The following is a 26195-nucleotide window of genomic DNA, read 5'->3' as shown; positions in this document are numbered from 1 at the left end:
CGTGCCCTTATGCCGCGTCGCGCTGGCCGCCGCTGCGGAAGTTGTCCACAGCCTCGATCAGTGCCTTGAGAATCGCCGAGCTGTCGCCAATCACCGACAGGTCGGCCCGTTTGATCATGTCGCAGCCCGGGTCCATGTTGATCGCCACCACCTTGTCGCAGGCGCCAATGCCCTGCAGGTGCTGGATCGCGCCCGAGATACCCACAGCCACGTAGACCCGTGCGGTCACCCAGGTACCGGTAGCACCCACCTGGCGGTTGCGCGGCATGAAGCCATCGTCCACCGCCACCCGCGAGGCGCCTTCGGTGGCGCCCAAGGCTGCGGTAGCCTTGTGGTACAAATCCCAGTCCTTGACCCCGTTGCCGCCCGAGACGATGAACTCGGCCTCAGCCATGGCAATGGTGGCCGGGTCCACGGCCACCGAGCCGAGGTCTTCGATACGCGACAGGCTGCGCGCCACGCTTGTGGACAACTCCACCGGCAACGCTTCGTGGCGGGTTTCGCTGACCGGTTCGGCACACTCTGCCGCCGCCAGGATCAGGCGCGGTACGGCGCGCTGCAGGTCTTGCTGGCCGGCACCGGCACGGCCGATGCACTGGCCATCCTTGACCTGCCACACCCGCGTCGCCGGGCGCTCGCCCAGGGCTGCGCCCAGGCGCCGGCCCAGTTCGCCGCCACCGGTGCGGCTGTCGGGCAGCAGCCAGTGGCGTGGGGTGAACTGGTTATCCACAGCCCGCAGGCCCTGCACCAGTTGCTCCGGTGCATAACCCTCGAATGCTTCACCTTCGATGACCAGCAGGCGGTCGACGCCGGCTGTGGAAAAGTTGCTTTCCTTGTGTTCGTTGAACACCACCGCCAACACCGCACCATCGCTGCCAGCCAGGCTGTGGGCCAGGCCAAGCAGGTCGCGGTCGTGGCTGCTCAGGCGGCCACCGACCATGTCCGGCACCACGGCAATGTAGAACGCCGGCGCTGGCACTTGATGCAGCGGCAACTTGACCTCGGTCGCCGCCGTGCGCCGCCCGCCCACACCGGTGCCCTGCTGAGCACCGCTGCGGTCGATGCGCTTGATGCCGGCCGGGCCGATGAAGCCTGCGGCAATCGCATGGGGGTTCTTGCGGATGAGGCCGTTGGGCCCCATCCAGCTGGTCTGTTGCGTCTGCATGGCCGCATGCAGGGGGTGCAGGCGGTTACGGGCGATCCACTCGGCGCGTGGGTCGCGGCGGATAATGTCGCTCATCAGTGCACCTCCGCAGGTTCACGTTTAGCCGCTTGCGGCTTTGGGGCGGCGGGCGATTCCTCTTCGATCAGCACGTCGGCCACCAGCTCGGCCAGGTCCTTGATCTGTGGGCGCGGTTCGACAACACCTTCGAGCATGGCGGTACATTGCGGGCAACCCACGGCCACCAGCTCGGCCTCGGTTTCGCGAATGTCGTCCATGCGCATGTCGGGGATACGCTGCTTGCCCGGGATGTCGGTGATCGGCGCACCGCCACCACCGCCGCAGCAACGGGAACGGAAGCCAGAACGTTGCATCTCGCGCACTTCGATACCCAACGCCTTGAGCACTTCACGCGGGGCTTCGTACTCGCCGTTGTAACGGCCCAGGTAGCACGGGTCGTGGTAAGTGACACTGCCGCCCTTGTGCTGGCCAAGGTTGAGCTTGTTGGCCGCGATCAGTTCGGCGATGTAGGTGCTGTGGTGCTGCACCTGGTATTCGCCGCCCAAGGCGCCGTATTCGTTCTTCAGCACATGGAAGCTGTGCGGGTCGCAGGTGACGATGCGCTGGAACTTGTACTTGGCCAGGGTCTGGATGTTGCGTTTGGCCAGTTGCTGGAAGGTCGCCTCATCGCCCAGACGGCGGGCGACGTCGCCGCTGTCGCGTTCTTCCAGGCCGAGCACGGCAAAGTCCACGCCCGAAGCCTTGAGCACTTTGACAAACGAACGCAGGGTGCGTTGGTTGCGCATGTCGAAGGCACCATCGCCGACCCAGAACAGCACTTCGGTGGTTTTCACCTCGGACAACAGCTTCAGGTTGAGGTCAGCAGCCCAGTTCATGCGCCCGCCAGGGGCGAAGCCGCCAGGGTTGTCGGTGGCGATCAGGTTGTCCAGCACCTCGGCGCCCTTGTTCGGGGTAGCGCCCTTTTCCAGGGTGAGGTGGCGGCGCATGTCGACGATGGCATCGACGTGCTCGATCATCATCGGGCATTCCTCGACGCAGGCACGGCAAGTGGTGCACGACCACAGCGTTTCGGCATCGACCAGGCCATTGACGATCGGCTGGTGCGGGTGGCCGCCGTGTTCGCCAATCGGCTTGCCTGGGTACGGGCTGCCGGCGAACTGGGCGTCGGTGCCACCGGCCAGACCGATGACCATGTCCTGGATGAGCTTTTTCGGGTTCAGCGGCTGGCCAGCGGCAAAGGCCGGGCACATGGCTTCACATTTACCGCACTGCACGCAGGCATCGAAGCCCAGCAGCTGGTTCCAGGTGAAGTCCGCCGGTTTTTCCACGCCCAGCGGCGCATTCGGGTCTTCCAGGTCCAGCGGTTTGAGGCCAGTGGAGCGGCCGCCGCCGAAGCGTTCGGCGCGGCGGTGCCAGGCCAGGTGCAGGGCACCGGCGAAGGCGTGTTTCATCGGGCCGCCCCAGGTCATGCCGAAGAACAGCTCCGACACGCCCCACAGCACGCCCAGGCCTAGGATGCCGACCATCACCCAGCCACCGGTGTTGGCGGGCAGGATGCCAGCGACCGGCAAGGTGGCGATGAAGAAGCTTACGGCGAACGCCATCAGGCTCTTCGGCAGGCGCATCCACGGCCCTTTGGACAGGCGCGAAGGCGGGTTGAGGCGGCGCTTGAAGACAAAGATGGCGCCGCTGAACATGATCACGGTGGCCACCAGCAACGCGTAGCCGAGGATTTTGCTTTGCAGGCCAAAGCCATGCACCAGGATCGCCAGCACGGCCGACAACACGAAGCCGCCCGCAGTGGCCACGTGGGTCTTGGACATGTACTTATCGCGCTCGACCACGTGGTGCAAGTCCACCAGGTAGCGGCGCGGCATGGCCAGCAGGCCGCCGATCAGGTTGACCTTGGACGGCCGGCCTCGCCGCCACATGCGCACCCGGCGCAGGGCGCCGAGCACTGCCAGGCCAAGGGCAGCGAACAGCAGGATGGGTAGAAGGGTGTTCAACATGGGAGGCTCCCACAACAGCTGGATTCTTGCGCCGCCCTGAAGGCCAACGCGGACCCCTGTAGGAGCGAGCGAAGCTCGCGATAGCGCCCGATCAGACAACCCGGTGCCAAGGCTGACGCCATCGCGAGCTACGCTCGCTCCTACAGGGGGGCCAATCCCGCCTCTAGAGAGGCGGAGCGATCAGAAGTCCTTGCACAGGCGCAAGGCGTCGTAGATCGCCGCATGCACGTTGCGCTGGGCCACGCAGTCGCCGATGCGATACAGCAGGTAGCCTTCGCCCGGCTGGCTGAGAATCGGCTGTGGCTTGATGGCGAACAGCGCCTCCACGTCGATCTGGCCTTTGTTGCGCGAACCTTCCTTCAGGGCGTAATACAGCTGCTCGTCAGGGCGCACGCCGTTCTCCACCACCACCTGGTCGACCACGCGCTCTTCCTTGGCGCCGGTGTATTCGTTCTCCAGCACCGCCACCAGCTTGTCGCCTTCGCGGTAGACCTTTTCCAGCATCATGTCGCCGGTCATGATCACTTCTTTGGGGTACATGCTGCGGTAGTAGGTCGGGAACGTAGTACCGCCCATGGCAACGCCCGGCTTGATGTCGTCGGTGACGATTTCCACCTGGCTGCCCTTGTCCGCAATGAAGTCGGCCACCGACATGCCGGTGAACTCGCAGATGGTGTCGTACACCAGCACGTTCTTGCCCGGCGCAACCTTGCCGTCGAGCACGTCCCAGCTGCTGACCACCAGCCCTTCTGCGGCGCCCCAGTGCTCGTTCTGCTCCAGGAACGAATGGCCGCCCACTGCCAGCACGATCACGTCCGGGCGCAGGTCCTGGATGGTGGCAACGTCAGCGGCGGTGCCCAGGCGCAGGTCGACTTTCAAACGCGCCAGCTCCAACTGGTACCAGCGGGTGATACCGGCAATCTGATCACGCTGCGGTGCCTTGGCGGCGATGGTGATCTGCCCGCCAATCTGGTCTTTCTTCTCGAACAGGGTCACGTCGTGGCCACGTTCGGCCGCTACGCGGGCAGCTTCCATACCGGCAGGGCCAGCGCCAACCACCACCACCTTGCGCTTCACGCCGGTGGTTTTCTCGATGATGTGCGGCACGCCCATGTATTCACGGGAGGTCGCGGCGTTCTGGATGCACAGTACATCCAGGCCCTGGTACTGGCGGTCGATGCAGTAGTTGGCACCGACGCACTGCTTGATCTGGTCAATCTGGCCCATCTTGATCTTGGCGATCAGGTGCGGGTCGGCCATGTGCGCACGGGTCATGCCGACCATGTCCACATAACCGCCTTCAAGGATGCGCGTTGCCTGGTTCGGGTCCTTGATATTCTGCGCGTGCAGCACCGGGACCTTGACCACTTCCTTGATGCCGGCCGCCAGGTGCAGGAACGGCTCCGGCGGGTAGCTCATGTTGGGGATAACGTTGGCCAAGGTGTTGTGGGTGTCGCAACCCGAGCCGACCACGCCGATGAAGTCGAGCATGCCGGTGGCGTCGTAGTACGCGGCGATCTGCTTCATGTCTTCGTGGCTGAGGCCATCGGGGTGGAACTCGTCACCGCAGATACGCATGCCCACGCAGAAGTCGTCACCGACCTCGGCACGCACGGCTTTGAGCACTTCCAGGCCGAACTTCATGCGGCCTTCGAAGGTGCCGCCCCATTCGTCGGTACGCTTGTTGACCCGTGGGCTCCAGAACTGGTCGATCATGTGCTGGTGCACCGCCGACAGTTCCACGCCGTCCAGGCCGCCCTCTTTGGCGCGACGTGCCGCTTGCGCGTAGTTGCCGATCACCCGCCAGATCTCTTCCACCTCGATGGTTTTGCAGGTGGCGCGGTGCACGGGTTCACGGATACCCGACGGCGACATCAGGGTCGGCCAGTTGAAGCCGTCCCAACGCGAGCGACGGCCCATGTGGGTAATCTGGATCATGATCTTGGCGCCATGCTTGTGCATGGCGTCGGCCAGGTTCTGGAAGTGCGGGATGATGCGGTCGGTCGACAGGTTGACCGACGCCCACCATTCCTGCGGGCTGTCGATGGCCACGACGGACGAACCACCGCAGATCGCCAGGCCGATGCCGCCCTTGGCCTTTTCTTCGTAGTACTTCACGTAGCGGTCGGTCGTCATGCCGCCGTCAGTGGCGTAGACCTCGGCGTGCGCGGTGCTGAGCACGCGGTTGCGGATGGTCAGTTTGCCGATCTGGATCGGCTGGAACATTGCTTCGAATGCCATGACGCTATCTCCGGCTTACAACGGCTTTGTAACGAACAGGCCATCTTCGTGGCCTTCTTCCGACCCGCCGTAGACCTGTTCGGCCACGGTGCGGATCTTGCTGCCGCGGGCAGCGAGAATCTGGTCCATGGCGCCGGCGAACCAGCCGGTGAACATGTAGTCGACCTTGCGACCGCACTTGCCATAGACGTACACGAACGCAGAGTGCTTGAGCTTGACACTGCAGGTGCCTTTATCCAGGTCGATGTCCTGGATTTCGAACAGGCCCCAGCCACGCTGGCTCAGGCGCTTCATGTAGTGCTCGAACACCGCCACGCCTTCCAGGCCATGGCATTCAGCTTCTTTTTCACACCAGTGCCAGGCGGACTTGTAGCCGGCCTTGTAGAGGATTTCGGCATAGGCATCGGCGCCCAGCACTTCTTCGATACCCATGTGGTTGTTGACGAAGAAATGGCGCGGCACGTACAGCATCGGCAAGGCGTCGCTGGTCCAGACACCGGTCTCGCTGTCGACTTCGATTGGCAATTGCGGGGCGATCTTGGCCATGGAAACTCAACTCCATAAAATTTTTTGTGGGTGCCCCGGCGTTGCTGGCAGGGGCTATCAGGCTTGGAGAGCGGCTTACTCGCCCCAGACGTCCTTGAGGACGTTGACCCAGTTCTCGCCCATGATCTTGCGTACCACGCGCTCGGAGTGGCCGCGTTTGAGCAGGGTTTCGGTGAGGTTGGGGAACTCGCCGACAGTGCGGATGCCGAGCGGGTTGATGATCTTGCCGAAGTTGGTCAGGCGACGGGCGTAGCCCTTGTCGTGGGTCAGGTACTCGAAGAAGTCCTGGCCGTGGCCTTGGGTGAAGTCGGTACCGATACCGATGGCGTCTTCACCCACGATGTTCATGGTGTACTCGATGGCTTCGGCATAGTCGTCGATGGTGGAGTCGATGCCCTTGGCCAGGAACGGCGCGAACATGGTCACGCCAACGAAGCCGCCGTGGTCGGCGATGAACTTCAGCTCTTCGTCCGACTTGTTGCGCGGGTGCTCCTTCAGGCCCGAGGGCAGGCAGTGGGAGTAGCACACGGGCTTTTTCGATTCGAGGATGACTTCTTCAGAGGTTTTGGAACCCACGTGGGACAGGTCGCACATGATGCCGACGCGGTTCATTTCCGCCACGATCTCGCGGCCGAAGCCCGACAGGCCGCCGTCACGCTCGTAGCAACCGGTGCCCACCAGGTTCTGGGTGTTGTAGCACATCTGCACGATGCCCACGCCCAGCTGCTTGAACACATCCACGTAGGCGATCTGGTCTTCGAAGGCATGGGCGTTCTGGAAGCCGAAGAGGATGCCGGTCTTGCCCAGTTCCTTGGCCTTGCGGATGTCGGCGGTGGTGCGCACCGGCATCACCAGGTCGCTGTTGTCGCGGATCAGCTTCTGGCTGGCAGCGATGTTGTCGACGGTTGCCTTGAAGCCTTCCCAGACCGACACCGTGCAGTTGGCCGCAGTCAGCCCGCCTTTGCGCATGTCTTCGAACAGCTCGCGGTTCCACTTGGCAATGATCAGGCCGTCGATGACGATGCTGTCGGCGTGAAGTTCGGCTGGGCTCATCAGGCTGTCCCCTTTTATTGAGTTGGGCTGCGCCAAACCTTCTGCCGGCGCTTTGGGGCCAGCATATGCCTGTGCCCAATGACGCCCCGATGCAAAAACGACAGGGGGTTTGCCGAAAGCGTCAATGCGCGACAACACGCCCTCTGGCATGCGGCGTGGCGATGAGAGACAGTCTCGATAACGACGTTTCTGGCCGTTTTATGAACATTTCGTCAGAGAGCTACCGCCTTGCCTTCGGCTGAGCGAGAATCCCTGCGATTCGTCAGCCTGTTGAGGAGAAAACGGATGAAATCATTGGCATGGCTGGTACTGCTGGCTGTCGTATCGGGCGCCCAGGCCGGCGAGGAAGAAAGCACCCCGTGCGACAACGTCGAGACCGACCAGCAGACCTACGCGTGCGCTGCGTTCAACAAGCAGACTGCCGAGCGTGAGCTGAAGTCCGCTTACGATGACTTGATCCAGCGTATTCGCGACCAATATGCCGATGAGGGCGACCAGGCTACCGCGCTGGTCGGGCGTATGGATGCGGCCGAGAAGCTGTGGACACAGCTGCGCGATGCGGATTGCAAGGTTGAGACCTATGCCGAGAAGCCCGGGAGCAAGGCGTTTCAGGCGGCTTGGGACACCTGCGTGGCGCAGCGCAGTGATGACCGGTCGGAGTATTTGCAGAGCATTGGTCAGCAGTAAGCCTGCACCGGCCTCTTCGCGGGTTTACCCGAGAAGAGGCCGGTGCAGGCAAAATTCACACCGCCCTGGCCAACCTGTCCTCCCGCGGGCAACGCTGGTACCGCGCCCGATAGCAGCGCGTAAAGTACGAAGCAGACTCGAACCCGCACGCCACCCCCACCTCCAGCACACTCATGTCGGTCTGGCGCAACAACTGCCGCGCCTTGTCCAGCCGCAGTCGCAGATAGAACCCGCTTGGCGTGTCGTCCAGGTGCACGCGAAACAACCGCTCCAGCTGCCGCCGGGTCACCTGCACCGCCTCAGCCAGCACCTGGGTATTGAGCGGCTGTTCGGTGTTGCGCTCCATTTCACCAATCACTTTCACCAGCTTCTTGTTGCTGATGCCATAGCGGCTGGCGATCTGCATGCGCTGGTGGTCCTGTCGCTGACGGATACGCCCGAGCACGAACTGCTCCGACACCTGCACTGCCAGCTCACTGCCGTGGGCCTGGGCAATCAGATCGAGCATCAGGTCGATCGAGGCCGTACCGCCAGCACACGTAATGCGCCGACGGTCGATCTCGAACAACTCCTGGGTCGCCTGCAAGCTTGGATAGTTTTCCTTGAAAGCCTCCAACGCCTCCCAGTGCACGGTGGCGCGGTGACCGTCGAGCAGCCCGGCTTCAGCCAGCACCACGGCGCCGGTATCAATACCGCCCAGGGTTACCCCGTCATGGTCCAGGCGGCGTAGCGCCTGCTGTAGTGTCGGCCCATAGCAAGCCAGGGGGTCGAAGCCTGCCACGATCAGCATGATGCCGGCAGGCTCGCCCGCTGCCAACGCTGCATCGGCATTCACCGACATGCCATTGCTCGCCTGAACCGCGCCGCCATCCAGGCTCAACACCTGCCAGCGATACAACGGCCCCTTGAAGCGGTTGGCCACCCGCAGGGGTTCCAGAGCACTGATGAATCCCATGGCCGAAAAGCCGGGTAACAGCAGGAAATGAAAGTTTTGCAGCATTGCATGCTCCACGGCAAAGGTGGTCGCCTCCGTGCAAATGTTGGTCGCCAGGGTGCGATTTTTCACCCCTTCAGCAGCGTAGCGTGTTCACACGGCCCAGAGAGGTCGAAACCCCATAACAATATGCACTGCCGATGGAGAGCCACCATGCACAGCTTGATCCGCCGCAGCCTGTTGACCCTTGCCCTGAGCAGCATCGCCACCTCCCCCCTTTACGCCGCCGAACCTGCGGCCTGCAAGAACGTCCGCCTGGGCGTGGTCAACTGGACCGACGTCATTGCCACCAGCGCCATGGCCCAGGTGCTGCTCGACGGCCTGGGTTACCAGACCAAACAGACCAGCGCCTCGCAGCAGATCATCTTCGCCGGCATCCGCGACAAACGCCTGGACATGTTCCTGGGTTACTGGAACCCAATCATGACCCAGACCATCACCCCGTTCATCGACGCCAACCAGGTCAAGGTACTGGACAAGCCAAGCCTGGAAGACGCCCGCGCCACCCTGGCCGTGCCGAAATACCTCTACGACAAGGGTTTGAAGACCTTCGCCGACATCCATAAGTTCGAGAAAGAGCTGGGCGGCAAGATCTATGGCATCGAACCGGGCTCCGGCGCCAACACCCAGATCAAGGCAATGATCACCAAGAACCAGTTCGACCTGGGCAAGTTCCAGCTGGTCGAGTCCAGCGAGGCCGGCATGCTCGCCGCTGTCGACCGCGCCGTGCGGCGCAAGGAGGCGGTGGTGTTCTTCGGCTGGGCGCCGCACCCGATGAACGTGAACATCGACATGGCCTACCTGGGTGATAGCCAGGGTGCGCTCGGCCCGGACGAAGGCCGCGCGACGGTATGGACGGTGACCGCGCCGGACTACGCCGAACGCTGCCCCAACGCCCACCGCTTGCTGGCCAACCTGAACTTCAGCGCCGAGGACGAGAGCCGCATGATGCAGCCGCTGCTCGACCACAAGGACGCGCTGGAGTCGGCCCGCCAGTGGCTGAAAGACCACCCCGAGGACAAGGCTCGCTGGCTGGAAGGTGTGACCACCTTCGATGGCAAGCCGGCTGCAGACAACCTCAAGCTTACCGCCAACTGATCCGGCCCTATCGCGAGCACGCTCGCTCCTACAGGTTTCGCACACGCCAGGGGCCAACAGGCCCCCTGTAGGAGCGAGCTTGCTCGCGATCAGGCCCTGAAGCCCACACAAGGAACACACCATGAACCACGACGTCATCATCACCTGCGCCCTCACCGGCGCCGGCGACACCGCCTCGAAAAGCCACCTGGTCCCGGTCACCCCCAAACAGATCGCCGAAGCCGCCGTAGAGGCTGCCAAAGCCGGTGCCACCGTCGTCCACTGCCACGTCCGCGACCCGCAAACCGGCCGTTTCAGCCGCGACGTGGCGCTGTACCGCGAAGTCATGGAACGCATCCGCGAAGCCGACGTAGACATCATCGTCAACCTTACCGCCGGCATGGGTGGCGACCTGGAAATCGGCCCCGGTGAAACGCCGCTGGAGTTCGGCCAAGGCACCGACCTGATCGGCCCACTGGAACGCCTGGCCCACGTCGAAGCCCTGCTGCCGGAAATCTGCACCCTCGACTGCGGCACGCTCAACTTCGGCGACGGCAACTCGATCTACGTTTCCACCCCGGCGCAACTGCGCGCTGGCGCAAAACGCATCACCGAACTGGGCGTGAAAGCCGAACTGGAAATCTTCGACACCGGCCACCTGTGGTTCGCCAAGCAGATGATGAAAGAAGGCCTGCTTGAAGACCCCCTGTTCCAGCTGTGCCTCGGCATCCCGTGGGGCGCGCCGGCCGACACTACCACCATGAAAGCCATGGTCGACAACCTGCCCGCCAACGTTACCTGGGCCGGTTTCGGCATCGGCCGCATGCAGATGCCAATGGCGGCGCAAGCCGTGCTGCTGGGCGGCAACGTGCGCGTGGGCCTTGAAGACAACCTGTACCTGGACCGTGGCGTGCTGGCCAGCAATGGCCAACTGGTCGAGCGTGCGGTGGAGATCATCTCGCGCCTCGGCGCCCGCGTACTGACCCCGGCCGAGGGCCGGGAAAAAATGAACCTCAAGCGCCGCTGATCCTTTCAGGAGACCAACATGACCTTCATTACCGAGATCAAGACATTCGCCGCCCTGGGTAGCGGCGTGATCGGCAGCGGCTGGGTCGCCCGCGCCCTCGCCCACGGCCTGGACGTGGTCGCCTGGGACCCGGCGCCTGGCGCCGAGCAGGCACTGCGCAAGCGTATTGCAAATGCCTGGCCAGCGCTTGAGAAGCAGGGCCTGGCGGCAGGGGCGTCGCAAGACCGCCTGAAGTTCGTCGCCACTATCGAAGAATGCGTACGCGACGCCGATTTCATCCAGGAAAGCGCGCCAGAGCGGCTGGACCTCAAGCTCGACCTGCACGCGAAGATCAGCGCTGCTGCAAAACCTGAGGCCATCATTGGCTCCAGTACTTCAGGCCTGCTGCCCAGCGAGTTCTACGAGTCTGCCACCCACCCCGAACGCTGCGTGGTAGGCCACCCGTTCAACCCGGTGTACCTGTTGCCGCTGGTCGAGATCGTCGGTGGCAACCGGACTTCGCCTGAAGCGGTCGAAGCCGCAAAATCCATCTACACAGCACTCGGCATGCGCCCGCTACATGTGCGCAAGGAAGTCCCCGGCTTCATCGCCGACCGCCTGCTCGAAGCGCTGTGGCGCGAGGCCCTGCACCTGGTCAACGACGGTGTGGCGACCACCGGCGAGATCGACGATGCCATCCGCTTTGGCGCCGGCCTGCGCTGGTCGTTCATGGGCACCTTCCTCACCTACACCCTGGCCGGTGGCGACGCCGGCATGCGCCACTTCATGTCGCAATTCGGCCCAGCCCTGAAACTGCCCTGGACCTACCTGCCGGCACCGGAGCTGACCGACAAACTGATCGACGATGTGGTGAACGGCACCTCGGCGCAACTGGGCGAACGCAGCATCGCCGCGCTGGAGCGCTATCGTGATGACACCCTGCTGGCCGTACTGGAAGCGGTGAAGACCAGCAAAGCCAACCACGGCATGGCCTTTGGCGATTGAGGAGACTGCAATGCCCGCACTGATCACCTACCGCACCCCAGTCCAGGAGGACTGGGTGGACTACAACGGGCATCTGCGCGATGCCTATTACCTGCTGATTTTCAGTTATGCCACGGATGCGCTAATGGAGCGCATCGGCCTGGATGCCGACAGCCGTGGGCAGAGCGGGCATTCACTGTTCACCCTCGAAGCGCACATCAACTACCTGCACGAGGTGAAGCTCGGCACTGAGGTGTGGGTGCAGACGCAGATCATCGGCTTTGATGGCAAGCGCGTGCACCTGTATCACAGCCTGCATAGGGCGGGGTTCGATGACGCGTTGGCGGCGAGCGAGCAGATGCTCCTGCATGTGGACCTGACGGGGCCGAAGTCTGCTCCGCTCGGGGAACCTACTGTGCAAGCACTGCAAGCACTGCTTGCACAGAGTCAGGATTGGAAGAAACCCGAGCATACAGGACGGGTCATTGGGCTACCCGGCTGATCAGCCCGGGCCAAGTGGTGAATCACTATCAGGCCGTACCACTTGGCTCGTCGACAAGATCATGCCTCTATTCAATCGTAAGTGATCCTCGTCACCGCCCCCATTAGACGACGGCTGAACTCCAGAGTATTAGGGCGACCGGTGCCCTGATGGATATTCTTGATAGTAAATTCACTTCCGTTGTGAAATCCGGAATAACAACTGTTAGTCGTGTACAGCGTATTCGCGAAACACAGCTTGCGCTGAGTGTTTGCGCCGTATAAACCTGAGACGACTGCGGATTCCGGGTTGAAAGGCTGGGGATCTTTACATTGTAGATACCAAGACAATTGCACATTGGCTCCAAGAGACAAGTCAATGGTACAACTGCGATTCTGACCGCGAAGTGTCAAAATCAGTTTTGGTTGTGGGTCAGGATAGAACGCCGCTACTGTTTCTCTGCGTTCGTTGAAGCGACGAGCGACATCACTGAAATCGACGTCCCCTAGAGGGCGCCCCTGGTAGCTAAGTCGAGGATTGGAGAAGTAGTGCACAGCACCAAAGGGAGTTGTCATTTGGGTATGAAATTTACCAACTTCATCTTTGTAACCGTACGCGTAATCAGGGACATTTGCTGGTTCGCTATGATGGTGCATAGCCCCTAAATTGTGTCCTAACTCATGCCCCAAAGCGTTGGGGCAACTGATAATTGAAAAAGCATCTGACTTTTTCGCGGTGAGTCTAGCCTGCCCGCAAACCCCCGGATTAGTAGAGTAGATTGAGACCATATCCGCCCGTAGGGCATCCCGCTGCTGCATGACCTGCTGATTACTCATCAGGTCCACAGCTTGCTGCCAGTAATCACTCGGCTGATTATAATCGGCATCATAAATACCTGCCAATTCAAACCTAATGGCGACACCACTGCTGGCCATGAGACTATTCGCGTCATTCAATGCAATTGCCAGTTCGAGTCTATTAAGAGGTCGCTGGGCCCTTACCTGGTTCGTTGTCACGAAGAGCAAACGAATAACACTACTCGCTGCGTGCGACGTCGTCGCTGTCGGAAGATCAGACGCAACTACTTTAGCGGACTGAACAGGCGCCCCATCGGGGGGCAATTTAGACTCGTCGATTTTAATTAAAACATACTGCCCAGGGCTGAGGGTCTGCACCCGGTAGGTCTGCCCTTCGACCACCACACTGCCCACAATATTTTCTCCGCTACGCGCGAGCGAAAGATAGAAAAATGGGTCACTGTCGATTTCCGAAGCGGACGATGCATGGGTCTGTTTCCAGGCCGATGGTTTGTAACCCACCCAGCCTTCGATTCCCGGAGTGATGGTGTTGTATTCGCGAAGATGAAACTGCGCCGTTTTTCCATCAGGCAATGTCACCGCCAAGACCTGCATCTGCTTACTGACCACTGCGGGATCCATTTTAATAAACGTGACTTCTGCGTTGGCCGGATCAGCCAGCAGCGTCGCGAGATAACCCTGCGCCGTCTGCTGAAGCGTCGCGCGGTCTTGGGTTGGTTGGAGGCTAAAGAGTTGGGCGGCAGTGCTGACCGTTGTGCTGACAGGCCCTGTCGAGGAAGAGCAGGCTGACAACAGCGTCAAGCCCACAATCGCGAATACATTCATCCAGTTAATTTTTTTCACACTGATCGCTCCTATGGAAATCCACAGGGCGTAGAAGAACAGAGCGCGCGTATCACGTCAGCTATCAAAAATGCTAGTTATTCGGTGTAGAGCATAAAAAAACCCCGCAAAGCCGTGAGCCAGCGGGGCCAAGAGCGAGCAACATCCACTGTGCATGAGTGAGGGTGACCAAACCCTCTGGTACCGTGAATGGCTGCAGTGTGCGGACTTGCTAGTTAGGGGATTTAGCCGTAAACGACCTGTTCTTAGCCAAAGCAGTCATGGCGACAATCTGGTGTTGCGGGCGTGTCGCTGTAGACACAGAATCAGTCGTAAATCACAGCAGCACTCTCTTAGCGATAAAAGGGACAACAGCCATGATGCATGCGGATTTGATTGATCAGGACGACCTCGCCGGCCACCTGCGCGCACGCGGGTTCGAGATTCCCGCCGGGGCCAGTGCCGAACAGGCTTGCGAAGCCGTGGTGCGAGGGCTGACCGAGCCTAATGCGCGGGCGCTGAAGGGGATGGTGGAGCAGATGTATACAGGTAGCGCGACCATCCTGCCGGCGGTACGCCAGGCGATCGACAAACAGCTGTTACCCGCGCTGGCGCAATTCAACAAACGCGCTTAACTGATTTTTCCTGTACTGGCCTCTTCGCGGTCAAGCCCGCTCCCACAGGTACTGCACCGGATTCAAAAGCGGTGCGATACCTGTGGGAGCGGGCTTGCCTGCGAAGGGGCCCGCGCTGTTTCAGAGCCTTACACTGGCAAACGTCGACTCGTTGCGCGCCTGGCTCAGAGCGGCCATAGGCCCACTGTGCGGCGACAGGGTCATGGCCTGCGGGATCGGCATCATCGCCACCTGCTGCGCAGTGTTGGAGCCCACACGCTCGTCACGCGGCGGAATGCCGAAGTACTCGCGGTAGCACTTGGAGAAGTGTGGCGTGGACACAAACCCGCATACCGACGCCACCTCGATGATCGACATCGGCGTTTGCTTGAGCAACTGCCGTGCACGAATCAGGCGCAGTTTCAGGTAGTAGCGCGATGGCGAGCAATGCAGGTACTTCTGGAACAAACGCTCAAGCTGCCGACGCGAAACCGACACGTATACCGCCAGTTCGTCCAGGTCGATCGGCTCTTCGAGGTTGGCCTCCATGAGCGCGACGATTTCCTGCAGCTTCGGCTGATTGGTGCCGAGCATGTGCTTGAGCGGCACGCGCTGATGATCCTGTTCGTTGCGGATGCGCTCGTAGACGAACATCTCGGAAATCGCCGCCGACAGTTCACGGCCATGGTCGCGGCTGATCAGGTGCAACATCATGTCCAGCGGCGCGGTACCGCCAGAGCTGGTGAAGCGGTTGCGGTCGAGGGTGAACAGGCGGGTGCTCATGTTCACCCGTGGGAAGGCTTCCTGCATTGCCGCCAGGCACTCCCAGTGCACGCTGCAATCGAAGCCGTCGAGCAGACCGGCACAGGCCAGTGCCCAGCTGCCGGTGCACACCGCACCAAGACGGCGCGACTGGCGAGCCTGAGCTTGCAGCCAGGTAACGTGCTCACGGGTGACCGAACGCTGAATACCAACCCCCCCGCAGACAATCACGGTGTCGATGGGCGGTGCATTGTTGATTGCAGCATCCGGAGTGATCTGCAAGCCATCGCTGGCCCACACCTGGCCGCCGTCGACGGTCAGGGTATGCCAGCGGTAAAGCTCTCGGCCGGACAGCTGGTTGGCCATACGCAGCGGCTCAACGGCTGATGCCAGGGAAATCAGGGTGAAATTGTCCAATAGAAGAAACCCGATGGACTGGGGTGTTGTGCGGTTCTGGGTTGGGTTCCCGGAGGTGTACGACGTCATCGCGATTTCTCCTCACACAAATGCAGGGTGTGCCTCAGGCGGGCACTGATTTCTTGTTATGGCCCCGGTTCATGTGCTGGGGCTTGGTTGCCAATCTCAACGCAAACGCCGTGCCTGAAATTGAACGGCTGTCCAAAAAAACCTGAAAACGACGCCTTTGTTCGGCAAATCAGGTGCTTTGGTCGAGTTGGCTGGGTGTTCGCAAATGGGCGTGCTAGGCGCCGTGCGTGTAACGGCTGAGCAGTTTGGTGACACGCGCAGTGTAAGTTGCCCAGAAACGACACTCTTGAGTGTCACCGACAATCCAGGCACTGATAACGACACCCGACGATCGGTATGCGCCGCTTGCACCATTAGGGAGCATAGGTGATCAAGTTGCACCTGTATCAGCCTCAAGGGCCTCTTCGCGGGCACGCCCGCTCCCTCAGGAACTGTGCAATTCCTTTAGGAGCTGGCGTGCCCGCGAAGAGCCCCCTGAGGGCGGATCAAGCAATCAGCATTCGATGGCGCTGACCGCCAGCCCACCGCGCGAGGTCTCTTTGTACTTGTCGTGCATGTCGGCCCCGGTATCACGCATGGTGCGGATCACCTGGTCGAGGGAGATGAAGTGTTCGCCGTCACCGCGCAGGGCCATCTGCACCGCGTTGATGGCTTTTACCGCCGCAATCGCGTTGCGCTCGATGCACGGCACCTGCACCAACCCGCCGACCGGGTCGCAGGTCAGGCCAAGGTTGTGCTCCAGGGCGATTTCAGCGGCGTTTTCCACCTGTGGCGGGGTGGCTCCAAGCACTTCGGCCAAGCCAGCAGCGGCCATGGCGCAAGCGGAGCCAACCTCGCCCTGGCAACCCACTTCGGCACCGGAAATCGACGCGTTCTTCTTGCACAAGATGCCCACAGCGGCCGCCGCGAGGAAGTACTCCACCACGTTGGACTCGTTTACCGCGTCGCTGAAGCGCATGTAGTAATGCAACACTGCCGGGATAATGCCGGCCGCGCCATTGGTAGGTGCGGTGACCATGCGCCCGCCGGCGGCGTTTTCTTCATTGACCGCCAGAGCGAACAGGTTGACCCACTCCATGGCGCTCATGGTCGAGCCGATCACATTGGGCTTGCCGACTTCCTGCAGGCTGCGGTGCAGCTTGGCGGCGCGGCGGCGCACGTTCAGCCCGCCGGGCAGCGTGCCTTCGTATTTGAGGCCGTTGTTGACGCATTCCTGCATGGCTTCCCAGAGCTTGTGCAGGCCGGCACGGATCTCTTCCTCACTGCGCCAGACCTTCTCGTTGGCCATCATCAATTGCGACACGCTGAGGTCGTTTTGCTTGCACAGGCGCAGCAGCTCGGCGGCGCTGTTGAAATCGTACGGCAGCACCGTCTGGTCGGCGTCCAGCACGCCACTGGCGGCCTGGGCGGCATCGACCACGAAGCCGCCACCCACCGAGTAATAGGTATCGCGGTGCAGCTCGCCCTGCTCGCCTTCGGCAATCAAGGTCATGGCGTTGGGGTGGTACGGCAGGTTCTCGTCCAGCAGCAGCATGTCGCGAGCCCAGACAAACTCGATGGGCAGGCGGCTATCAAGCTGCAGGGTGTTGGTTTCACGCAGGTCGGCGATACGCGGCACGATCTGGGTGGGGTCGATGGCGTCAGGCCATTCGCCCATCAGGCCCATGATGGTGGCGTTGTCGGTGCCATGCCCGATACCGGTGGCCGACAGCGAGCCGTACAGGCGCACTTCGATCCGCTTGACACGCTCCAGCTCGCCGCGCTCGCGCAGGCCCTGGACGAACAAGGCGCCAGCACGCATGGGGCCGACGGTGTGGGAGCTGGAAGGCCCGACACCGATCTTGAACAGGTCGAACACGCTGATGGCCATTGTCGAATCACCTCTTGATGGGCTTGTCTCTGCGCGCCATGCGCAGGGCGGGGCAGCTGCTAGGCTCAAACAGCGGGCCGCCTTGAATGCCAGCATCATCGGGCTTTTACCGCCACCCTCGCCGTCTGCAACCGACGTACTTTTGTCCAGCAGCGCCGCGCGTTTTTTACAGGGAGAGCAGCGCTCACCTCGCCGTTTTCCGGCGGCCTGGTGACGTAAAAATGCGGCTGAGGGGGTGGAAAAATCCATAAGCGACATCGCCCATACTGGATACGACCCGTTCCGTACTGGTTACGACCCCACCAGTAGGCGATTGCCCGGCGCTGGAGGATTATCGAAAGCGACTCGTAAAGCACGGCCACGCATCCTGCCCTCTGCAGGCCTGGTCGACCGGACCCTGAGAAAGCCCGGCGACCCACGCGAACCCGAAGACAAAATCACAGGAGTCCATCCATGAAAGGTTCACCCTCGCTGTTGCTGGTTGCGTTGCTGTCCGCACCGTTGCTGGCCCAGGCCGCCGAGCCCGAACAGTGCCGGACGGTACGTTTCTCCGATGTCGGCTGGACCGACATCACGGTCACGACCGCCACCACCAGCGTTGTGCTTGAAGCACTGGGTTACAAGACCCACACCACCATGATCTCGGTACCGGTGACCTACAAGTCGCTGGCCACCGGCAAGGACCTGGACGTGTTTCTCGGCAACTGGATGCCGACCATGGAGAACGACATCAAGCAGTACCGCGACGCTGGCACAGTAGAAACCGTGCGCGCCAACCTGGAAAACGCCAAGTACACCCTGGCGGTACCCCAGGCGCTGTACGACAAGGGGCTGAAGGATTTCAGCGACATTGCCAAGTTCAAGAAGGAACTGGACGGCAAGATCTACGGCATCGAGCCCGGCAACGATGGCAACCGCACCATCCAGAGCATGATCGACAAGAACGCCTTCGGCCTGAAGGACGCCGGTTTCAAGATCGTGCAGTCGAGCGAGGCCGGCATGCTGTCGCAGGTCGACCGCGCACAGAAGCGCGGCGAGGCGCTGGTGTTCCTGGGCTGGGAACCACACCCGATGAACACCCGCTTCAAGATGCAGTACCTGACCGGCGGGGACGAGTTCTTCGGCCCCGACTTCGGCAAGGCGACCGTGTTGACCAACACCCGCAAGGGCTATGCGCAGGAGTGCAGCAACGTCGGCCAGCTGTTGAAGAACCTGTCGTTCGAGCTCAAGGATGAAAGCACCATGATGGGCTATGTCCTGGACGACAAGATGAAACCCGATGCCGCCGCCAGGAAATGGCTCAAGGACAACCCGGGCAAGCTGGATGCCTGGCTGGCCGGCGTAACCACCGTGGATGGCAAACCGGGCCTTGAGGCAGCCAAGGCCAAGCTCGCGCAATAACGTACTTCGCAATAGCGCTACCTCGGGGCAGGACCGTGCCTGCCCCGGGTTGATTTCAATCTATGCAGGTGGAAGCTCGCTATCATGCTTATCGATCAGAAAATACCCCTGGGGCAGTACATCGCCTCATTTGTCGAGTGGTTGACCCAGAACGGCGCCAACTATTTCGATGCTATCGCCCAAGGCCTGGAATTCATGATCCATGGCGTCACCAGTGCCCTGACCTGGTTCAACCCATTCGTACTCATCGCCCTGTTCGCCGCCCTGGCGCACCTGATCCAGCGCAAATGGGCGCTGACCGTGTTCGTTGCCCTGTCGTTCCTGCTGATCCTCAACCTGGGTTACTGGCAGGAAACCATGGAAACCTTGGCGCAAGTCACGTTCGCCACGGTGGTGTGCGTGGTGATCGGCGTGCCGCTGGGCATCCTTGCCGCGCACAAACCGATGTTCTATACCGCCATGCGCCCGGTGCTGGACCTGATGCAGACGGTGCCGACCTTCGTTTACCTGATCCCTACCCTGACCCTGTTCGGCCTGGGCGTGGTGCCGGGGCTGATCTCTACCGTGGTGTTCGCCATCGCCGCGCCTATTCGCCTGACCTACCTGGGCATCTGCGACGTGCCGCAAGAGCTGATGGACGCGGGTAAAGCGTTCGGCTGCTCGCGCCGCCAGTTGCTCACCCGTATCGAACTGCCGCACGCCATGCCAAGCATCGCTGCCGGCGTCACCCAGTGCATCATGCTGTCGCTGTCGATGGTGGTGATTGCCGCCCTGGTCGGCGCGGACGGCTTGGGCAAACCTGTGGTCAACGCACTGAACACCGCCGATATCTCCCTGGGCTTCGAAGCGGGCCTGGCGATCGTGCTGCTGGCGATCATGCTCGACCGTATCTGCAAGCAACCGGAACTGCCGGTAAGGGGTGAGGCATGAGCATCATTCGTTTCGAAGACGTCGACGTCATCTTCTCCAACAAGCCACGCGAAGCGCTGTCGCTGCTGGACCAGGGCAAGACCCGCGAGCAGATCCTCAAGCAGACCGGCCTGGTGGTGGGCGTCGAAAAGGCCAACCTGGACATCAACAAGGGTGAGATCTGCGTGCTGATGGGCCTGTCCGGTTCGGGCAAGTCGAGCCTGCTGCGCTGCATCAACGGCCTGAACACCGTCAGCCGCGGCAAGCTGTTTGTCGAGCACGAAGGCAAGCACATCGACATTGCCCACTGCACCCCGGCCGAACTGAAGATGATGCGCACCAAGCGCATTGCCATGGTGTTCCAGAAATTCGCCCTGATGCCCTGGCTGACGGTGCGCGAGAACATCAGCTTTGGCCTGGAAATGCAGGGCCGCCCGGAAAAGGAACGGCGCAAGCTGGTCGACGAGAAGCTGGAGCTGGTGGGCCTGACCCAATGGCGCAACAAGAAGCCGGACGAGTTGTCTGGCGGCATGCAGCAGCGTGTGGGCCTGGCCCGGGCGCTGGCGATGGATGCCGACATCCTGCTGATGGACGAACCGTTCTCGGCCCTCGACCCGCTGATCCGCCAAGGCCTGCAGGACGAACTGCTTACCCTGCAGAGCAAGCTGAACAAGACCATCGTATTCGTCAGCCACGACCTGGACGAAGCGCTGAAGCTGGGCACCCGCATCGCCATCATGAAAGACGGGCGGATCATCCAGTACAGCAAGCCGGAAGAAATCGTGCTCAACCCGGCCGACGAGTACGTGCGCACCTTCGTTGCCCACACCAACCCGCTGAACGTGCTGTGTGGCCGCAGCCTGATGCGCAGCCTGGACGACTGCAAGCGGGTGAACGGCTCGGTGTGCCTGGACCCGGGTATCGATTCGTGGCTGGACCTGGGCGAAGGTGGCGCGCTGAAGCGTGCACGCCAGGGCCAGAACGGGCTGGACATGCAGAACTGGGCACCGGGGCAGGATGTGGAGCTACTGCAGCGCAGGCCTACCGTGGTGCACGCCGACATCGGCATGCGCGAGGCGCTGCAGATTCGTTATCAGACGGGCAACAAGCTGGTGTTGCAGGATAACGACCGGGTGGTCGGGATTCTTGGGGATACCGAGCTTTACCACGCTTTACTCGGCAAGAATCACGGGTGATGCAATTGGGGCCGCGTTGCGGCCCCAATCACTGGATCAGCGAACGACGATGCCGCGCGAAGCCATATAAGCCTTGGCCTCAGGCACCGTGTACTCGCCAAAGTGGAAGATACTGGCCGCCAGCACCGCACTGGCATGCCCTTCCAGAATGCCGTCCGCCAGGTGCTGCAGGTTACCCACACCACCCGAAGCAATCACCGGAATACCCAGCGCATCGCTGATGGCCCGGGTAACGCCCAGGTCAAAGCCGTTCTTCATGCCGTCCTGGTCCATGCTGGTCAGCAGGATCTCGCCAGCCCCCAGGCCTTCCATCTTCTTCGCCCACTCGACTGCATCCAGCCCGGTCGGCTTGCGCCCGCCGTGGGTGAAGATTTCCCAGCGCGGTGCTTCACCCGGCCCGGACACCTTCTTCGCGTCGATCGCGACAACGATGCACTGCGAACCGAAACGGTCCGCCGCCTCGCCCACGAACTCCGGGTTGAACACCGCCGCCGTGTTGATCGATACCTTGTCGGCACCGGCATTGAGCAGGTTGCGGATGTCCTGTACGGTGCGCACGCCACCGCCCACGGTCAGCGGTATGAACACTTGGCTGGCCATGCGCTCGACGGTATGCAAGGTGGTGTCGCGGCCATCGACGCTGGCGGTGATGTCGAGGAAGGTGATTTCGTCGGCACCCTGCTCGTCGTAGCGACGGGCGATTTCCACCGGGTCGCCGGCATCACGGATGTTCTCGAACTTGACGCCCTTGACCACCCGGCCGTTGTCCACGTCCAGGCAAGGGATGATGCGCTTGGCCAGTGCCATGGTTCAGTCCTCAGCCTTGGTAGTTGTCGCAGAAGGCCTGAGCCTCGGCGACATCGAGGGTGCCTTCGTAGATGGCACGGCCGGTGATGGCGCCGATAATGCCGGGGGCCTTGGCGTCCAGCAGGGCCTTGATGTCCCCCAGGTTGTGGATGCCGCCCGAGGCGATTACCGGAATGCGGGTGGCTTCGGCCAGTGCCTTGGTGAACGGCACGTTGCAGCCCTGCATCATCCCGTCCTTGGCGATGTCGGTGTAGACGATCGACGACACGCCATCCGCCTCGAAACGCTTGGCCAGGTCGATAACCTGTACCGCGCTGACTTCGGCCCAGCCATCGGTGGCAACGAAGCCGTCTTTGGCATCCAGGCCAACAATGACCTTGCCCGGGAAGGCCTTGCACGCTTCGGCCACGAACTCAGGCTCTTTGACCGCCTTGGTGCCGATGATGACGTAGCTGACGCCAGCCTTGACGTAGTGCTCGATGGTTTCCAGCGAGCGGATGCCGCCGCCGATCTGGATCGGCAGGGTCGGGTAGCGCTTGGCGATGGCCGTGACCACTTCACCGTTGACCGGCTGGCCTTCGAAGGCGCCGTTGAGGTCGACCAGGTGCAGGCGGCGGCAGCCACCCTCGACCCACTTGGCGGCCATGCTCACCGGGTCGTCGGAAAATACCGTGGAGTCTTCCATGCGGCCCTGGCGCAGGCGCACGCAGGCACCGTCCTTCAGATCGATAGCGGGGATAATCAGCATCTTGGGAACCTGTCTGTTCTTGGGGTTTCAGGGCTTTTCGAGCGCCCACAGATCACTTTCGATGCTCTCGAACCGCTCCTTGAGGTGCAGCTGAACATCGGCAATCGCCCTGTTGTAGTAATGGGGTGCAATTTCTTTGCTGAACAGCTCGAGGACCTCGGCCACCTCGAACGACCCCAGCTGCAGCTCGAAACGGTCTTCGAGGAAGCGCTTGAGGGTGTCGAGCGCATCGCGCTCCTGCTCGGGGGCCAGGGTAATGACCGGGGCCTTGGTCTTCGACCTGCTCATTTACCAGCGCCCGTCCCAGGCGACGAAGTTCTGCAGCAACTGCAGGCCATGGGTATGGCTCTTCTCCGGGTGGAACTGCACGGCAAAGCGCGAGCCATCGGCCAGCGCAGCGGCGAAATCGACACCGTAATGGCCACGACCGACCACCTGGCCCGGCTTGCCGGCATTGATGTAGTAGCTGTGCACGAAGTAGAAGCGCGCGCGGTCGGGGATGTCGTGCCACAGCGGGTGATCGATGGTCTGGCCCACTTCGTTCCAGCCCATGTGCGGCACCTTCAGGTGTTCGCCGTCTTCTTTCAGGTCTTTGCCGAAGAAGCGCACCTGGCCAGGGAACAGGCCGATGCAGTCGACACCGTCGTTCTCTTCGCTGTGCTCAAGCAATGCCTGCATACCGACGCAGATACCGAGGAACGGACGGTCCTGGCTCACTTCACGCACCAGGCTGTCGAAGCCCAGGCGGCGGATTTCGGCCATGCAGTCGCGGATCGCGCCTACACCCGGGAACACCACGCGGTCAGCTTCACGGATGACCGCAGCGTCGCTGGTGACCAGCACCTTGCCGGCGCCGACGTGCTCAAGCGCCTTGGCCACCGAGTGCAGGTTGCCCATGCCATAGTCGATTACGGCTACCGTCTGCATTTACAGGCACCCTTTGGTCGACGGCATTTGCCCGGCCATGCGCTCGTCGAGGGTCACGGCCATGCGCAACGCGCGGCCGAAAGCCTTGAACACGGTTTCGATCTGGTGGTGGGTGTTGTGGCCACGCAGGTTGTCGATGTGCAGGGTGACCAGGGCGTGGTTGACGAAGCCCTGGAAGAACTCCTGGAACAGGTCGACATCGAAGCCGCCGACGCTGGCGCGGGTGTAAGGTACGTGCATCTGCAGGCCTGGGCGGCCGGAGAAGTCGATGACCACGCGCGACAGTGCTTCGTCCAGCGGCACGTAGGCGTGGCCGTAGCGGAAGATGCCTTTCTTGTCACCGATGGCCTGTGCGAATGCCATGCCCAGGGTGATACCGACGTCTTCGACGGTATGGTGATCGTCGATATGCGTGTCACCCTTGCACTCGATATCCAGATCGATCAGCCCATGGCGGGCGATCTGGTCCAGCATGTGTTCAAGGAAAGGCACGCCGATATCGAATCGGGCCTTGCCACTGCCATCGAGGTTGATCGAGCACTTGACCTGGGTTTCCAGGGTATTGCGCTCGACGGAAGCCTTACGTTCGACCATCACCAGCTCCGCAAAATCATTGGGCGAAAAGGGCTCCATTATAGGCCCAGAACGCGCCAGCTTGAAACGCGGATGACATATGGCAAAACGTGGAATTACGAGGGCTGGATGCTGCTACAAGTCTATACAAGCCAGTAATCGGGGCTGCGTTGCAACCCCGATGTCCGGGATCAGTGAAACAGCGCCGCAGTTTTCTGCAAGGTTACCCACACCCCCCAGGCCAACGGCACAACCACCACCGCCCAGGCCAGCAGCACCAGCGGCAGGCTGCCCGGTGCGGCTTTCCACTCCAGCGAACGCGCACCGTCGGCCCCTTTGTCATGGCTCAACGCTCGCTCGGCAGCCAGTTCGGCATCGCTCATGAAGTGCTTGTCGGCGACCGGCCGCACCAGCATGTTGCAGATAAAGCCCAGCACCAGCAGGCCGGCGAGGATGTACAGGGTCATGTCGTAGGCCGCCGCACGCTCAACCCCTGCCGCCAGTTGGTATTCGCGCAGGTAGGTGATCAATACAGGCCCCAATACCCCCGCCGCCGCCCAGGCGGTCAGCAGGCGACCATGAATGGCGCCGACCATCTGCGTACCGAACAGGTCGGCCAGGTAGGCCGGCACCGTGGCAAAACCACCGCCATACATTGAAAGGATGATGCAGAACGCCGCCACGAACAGCGCAACGTTACCCAGGTGCCCCATGTTCGGCACCAGGCTGTACAGACCCACACCCAGGGCGAAGAAGGCGAAGTAGGTGTTCTTTCGGCCGATGTAGTCGGAGAACGACGCCCAGAAGAACCGCCCGCCGATGTTGAACAGGCTCAACAGACCGGTAAAGCCGGCAGCAATCGCGGCGATCTGCGCCAACTGAGCGGCATTCAGCTCACTGAACGTCAGCTCGTTGCCCAGCAACTTGCCCGCGAACACTTCCTGCAGCAGTGGCGATGCCATGCCGAGAATGCCGATGCCGGCCGACACATTCAGGCACAGCACCAGCCAGATCAAGGCGAATTGCGGGGTTTTCCAGGCCACGCTGACGTGCACATGGCGGTCGGTGACCATGGCATTGCCGGCTTTTTTGGCCGGAGCGACCCAGCCTTCGGGCTTCCAGCCAGTCGGCGGCACGCGGTACGCCAGGGCGCCAGCGGTCATGAACACAAAGTAGATCGCCGCCATGGCGACGAAGCTCTGCCATACGCCCACTTCGTGCTCATTGCCAAAGTGCCCCATCAGCGCAGTGGCCAGTGGCGCACCCACCATGGCTCCGCCGCCAAAGCCCATGATCGCCATGCCGGTGGCCATGCCGCGTTTGTCAGGGAACCATTTGATCAGCGTCGACACGGGGGAGATATAGCCCAGCCCCAGGCCGATACCGCCGATTACACCGGAGCCCAGCCACATCAGCCACAGCTGGTGGGTTTTCACGCCAATGGCCGAGATCAGCATGCCGCCGCACCAGCACAGCGCCGAGACCAGGCCGGCCTTGCGCGGGCCGGCGTGCTCCAGCCAGCCGCCCAGCACGGCCGCCGAGCACCCCAGGAAAACAAAGAACAGGGTGTAGACCCAGCTCAGCATCGAGATCGGCCAGTCGCATTCGGCGCTGAACATACGGGCCATGAAGCCCATGTCCGCTGCACAGGCGACAGGAGCGGTGATGCCGAGGGCTTGCGAAAGGGGCAACCAGAACACCGAGAAACCATAGGCCATGCCGATGCACAGGTGAATGGCCAAGGCGGCTGGCGGGACCAGCCAGCGGTTGAAGCCCGGGCGGGCGATGATGCGTTCCTTCGACAGGAAGCCAGGCGCACTGGCCACAGAGCCGGTTGCGACGGTACTGGTCATGGATCTGATCCTTTTTATAGGGAGGGTGCTCGCAAAGCGGCGCAAGGGTAGCAGAGCCAAGTAGCGTGAAAGCAGTCTGATATCGTTAATTTTTGCCCGGCTGAAACGGTCATGTTTTGCTTGTGGAAAGCCGTACCATCTGCTGTAA

24 protein-coding genes are annotated in these 26195 nt (G+C 61.8%); 9 read left to right on the top strand and 15 right to left on the bottom strand.

The features are described from left to right. Positions 1–7 precede the first annotated feature (7 nt). From B9A31_RS19330 to B9A31_RS19310, 5 genes are all read right to left on the bottom strand, one after another. The gene (locus B9A31_RS19330) at positions 8–1240 is read right to left on the bottom strand and encodes an electron transfer flavoprotein subunit alpha (RefSeq protein ID WP_019096850.1); all 1233 of its coding nucleotides are present in this window, start codon (positions 1238–1240) and stop codon (positions 8–10) included. Continuing rightward, on the bottom strand, positions 1240–3192 hold the full coding sequence (gene dgcB / locus B9A31_RS19325; RefSeq protein WP_019096851.1) for a dimethylglycine demethylation protein DgcB: 1953 nt from the start codon (positions 3190–3192) through the stop codon (positions 1240–1242). Before dgcB ends, B9A31_RS19330 begins: the two co-directional genes overlap by 1 nt. Positions 3193–3372: 180 nt before the next feature. Continuing rightward, positions 3373–5433 (bottom strand): dimethylglycine demethylation protein DgcA, encoded by a 2061-nt coding sequence (gene dgcA / locus B9A31_RS19320; protein WP_019096852.1) that lies wholly within the window; start codon positions 5431–5433, stop codon positions 3373–3375. A 15-nt stretch (positions 5434–5448) separates the two neighbouring features. Continuing rightward, a complete protein-coding gene (locus B9A31_RS19315; RefSeq protein ID WP_003255698.1) occupies positions 5449–5979 on the bottom strand; it encodes a DUF5943 domain-containing protein in 531 nt (176 codons plus the stop codon). Between the two features lie 75 nt (positions 5980–6054). Then, positions 6055–7032, bottom strand: a complete 978-nt coding sequence (locus B9A31_RS19310) for a dipeptidase (protein ID WP_003257506.1) — start codon at positions 7030–7032, stop codon at positions 6055–6057. A 285-nt stretch (positions 7033–7317) separates the two neighbouring features. Here B9A31_RS19310 and B9A31_RS19305 point away from each other — a divergent pair, with 285 nt between their 5' ends. Beyond that, on the top strand, positions 7318–7719 hold the full coding sequence (locus B9A31_RS19305; RefSeq protein WP_019096853.1) for a lysozyme inhibitor LprI family protein: 402 nt from the start codon (positions 7318–7320) through the stop codon (positions 7717–7719). Between the two features lie 55 nt (positions 7720–7774). Here the strand turns inward: B9A31_RS19305 and B9A31_RS19300 are convergent, their stop codons facing one another. Then, on the bottom strand, positions 7775–8719 hold the full coding sequence (locus B9A31_RS19300) for a GlxA family transcriptional regulator (RefSeq protein ID WP_027615934.1): 945 nt from the start codon (positions 8717–8719) through the stop codon (positions 7775–7777). A 147-nt stretch (positions 8720–8866) separates the two neighbouring features. Between B9A31_RS19300 and choX the strand changes: the two genes are divergently transcribed. The 4 genes from choX to B9A31_RS19280 all read left to right on the top strand — a co-directional run bounded on the left by choX (position 8867) and on the right by B9A31_RS19280 (position 12282). Then, a complete protein-coding gene (gene choX, locus B9A31_RS19295) occupies positions 8867–9811 on the top strand; it encodes a choline ABC transporter substrate-binding protein (protein WP_019096855.1) in 945 nt (314 codons plus the stop codon). Between the two features lie 121 nt (positions 9812–9932). After that, entirely contained in the window at positions 9933–10817 is an 885-nt protein-coding gene (locus B9A31_RS19290) for a 3-dehydrocarnitine:acetyl-CoA trimethylamine transferase CdhC (protein ID WP_019096856.1), read from the top strand. Positions 10818–10835: 18 nt separating this feature from the next. After that, a complete protein-coding gene (locus B9A31_RS19285) occupies positions 10836–11801 on the top strand; it encodes an L-carnitine dehydrogenase (protein WP_084297271.1) in 966 nt (321 codons plus the stop codon). A 10-nt stretch (positions 11802–11811) separates the two neighbouring features. After that, positions 11812–12282, top strand: a complete 471-nt coding sequence (locus B9A31_RS19280) for a thioesterase family protein (protein WP_019096858.1) — start codon at positions 11812–11814, stop codon at positions 12280–12282. 71 nt (positions 12283–12353) lie between these two features. Here B9A31_RS19280 and B9A31_RS19275 read toward each other — a convergent pair whose 3' ends face one another. Beyond that, a complete protein-coding gene (locus B9A31_RS19275; protein WP_143512071.1) occupies positions 12354–13922 on the bottom strand; it encodes a zinc-dependent metalloprotease family protein in 1569 nt (522 codons plus the stop codon). 356 nt (positions 13923–14278) lie between these two features. On the opposite strand from B9A31_RS19275, the gene B9A31_RS19270 reads away from it, so the two are divergent. Beyond that, a complete protein-coding gene (locus B9A31_RS19270) occupies positions 14279–14536 on the top strand; it encodes a hypothetical protein (protein WP_012270100.1) in 258 nt (85 codons plus the stop codon). A gap of 120 nt (positions 14537–14656) precedes the next feature. Here the strand turns inward: B9A31_RS19270 and B9A31_RS19265 are convergent, their stop codons facing one another. Both B9A31_RS19265 and B9A31_RS19260 read right to left on the bottom strand, forming a co-directional pair. Next, positions 14657–15763 (bottom strand): choline metabolism transcriptional regulator GbdR, encoded by a 1107-nt coding sequence (locus B9A31_RS19265; protein WP_019096860.1) that lies wholly within the window; start codon positions 15761–15763, stop codon positions 14657–14659. Between the two features lie 493 nt (positions 15764–16256). Then, positions 16257–17633: an L-serine ammonia-lyase gene (locus B9A31_RS19260; protein ID WP_016714505.1), complete on the bottom strand. Its 1377-nt coding sequence runs from the start codon at positions 17631–17633 to the stop codon at positions 16257–16259. Positions 17634–18086: 453 nt separating this feature from the next. On the opposite strand from B9A31_RS19260, the gene B9A31_RS19255 reads away from it, so the two are divergent. From B9A31_RS19255 to choV, 3 genes are all read left to right on the top strand, one after another. Next, complete coding sequence (locus B9A31_RS19255) at positions 18087–19034, top strand: choline ABC transporter substrate-binding protein (protein ID WP_016714504.1); 948 nt, start codon at positions 18087–18089, stop codon at positions 19032–19034. 81 nt (positions 19035–19115) lie between these two features. Then, positions 19116–19964, top strand: a complete 849-nt coding sequence (gene choW, locus B9A31_RS19250) for a choline ABC transporter permease subunit (protein ID WP_174244689.1) — start codon at positions 19116–19118, stop codon at positions 19962–19964. Then, a complete protein-coding gene (gene choV / locus B9A31_RS19245) occupies positions 19961–21139 on the top strand; it encodes a choline ABC transporter ATP-binding protein (protein WP_019096862.1) in 1179 nt (392 codons plus the stop codon). The genes choW and choV overlap by 4 nt, the downstream gene beginning before the upstream one ends. Positions 21140–21175: 36 nt before the next feature. Here choV and hisF read toward each other — a convergent pair whose 3' ends face one another. The 6 genes from hisF to B9A31_RS19215 all read right to left on the bottom strand — a co-directional run bounded on the left by hisF (position 21176) and on the right by B9A31_RS19215 (position 26047). Then, positions 21176–21946, bottom strand: a complete 771-nt coding sequence (gene hisF / locus B9A31_RS19240) for an imidazole glycerol phosphate synthase subunit HisF (RefSeq protein ID WP_003255729.1) — start codon at positions 21944–21946, stop codon at positions 21176–21178. A 10-nt stretch (positions 21947–21956) separates the two neighbouring features. Beyond that, the gene (gene hisA, locus B9A31_RS19235) at positions 21957–22694 is read right to left on the bottom strand and encodes a 1-(5-phosphoribosyl)-5-[(5-phosphoribosylamino)methylideneamino]imidazole-4-carboxamide isomerase (RefSeq protein ID WP_016714501.1); all 738 of its coding nucleotides are present in this window, start codon (positions 22692–22694) and stop codon (positions 21957–21959) included. Positions 22695–22721: 27 nt separating this feature from the next. Next, complete coding sequence (locus tag B9A31_RS19230) at positions 22722–22982, bottom strand: DUF2164 domain-containing protein (protein ID WP_016714500.1); 261 nt, start codon at positions 22980–22982, stop codon at positions 22722–22724. Continuing rightward, positions 22983–23621, bottom strand: a complete 639-nt coding sequence (gene hisH, locus B9A31_RS19225) for an imidazole glycerol phosphate synthase subunit HisH (RefSeq protein WP_016714499.1) — start codon at positions 23619–23621, stop codon at positions 22983–22985. After that, complete coding sequence (hisB, locus tag B9A31_RS19220) at positions 23622–24215, bottom strand: imidazoleglycerol-phosphate dehydratase HisB (protein ID WP_009682881.1); 594 nt, start codon at positions 24213–24215, stop codon at positions 23622–23624. It lies immediately after the preceding gene. A gap of 170 nt (positions 24216–24385) precedes the next feature. Beyond that, positions 24386–26047 carry an OFA family MFS transporter gene (locus B9A31_RS19215; protein ID WP_027610140.1) on the bottom strand — a complete coding sequence of 554 codons (1662 nt, stop codon included), beginning with the start codon at positions 26045–26047 and terminating at the stop codon, positions 24386–24388. Positions 26048–26195: the final 148 nt, after the last annotated feature.

The sequence above is a fragment of the Pseudomonas sp. URIL14HWK12:I5 genome (genome assembly GCF_900176445.1).
Taxonomy (GTDB): domain Bacteria; phylum Pseudomonadota; class Gammaproteobacteria; order Pseudomonadales; family Pseudomonadaceae; genus Aquipseudomonas; species Aquipseudomonas monteilii.
Note: the sequence above shows the minus strand (reverse complement) of the source record. Positions and strands in the feature narration are given on the sequence as shown.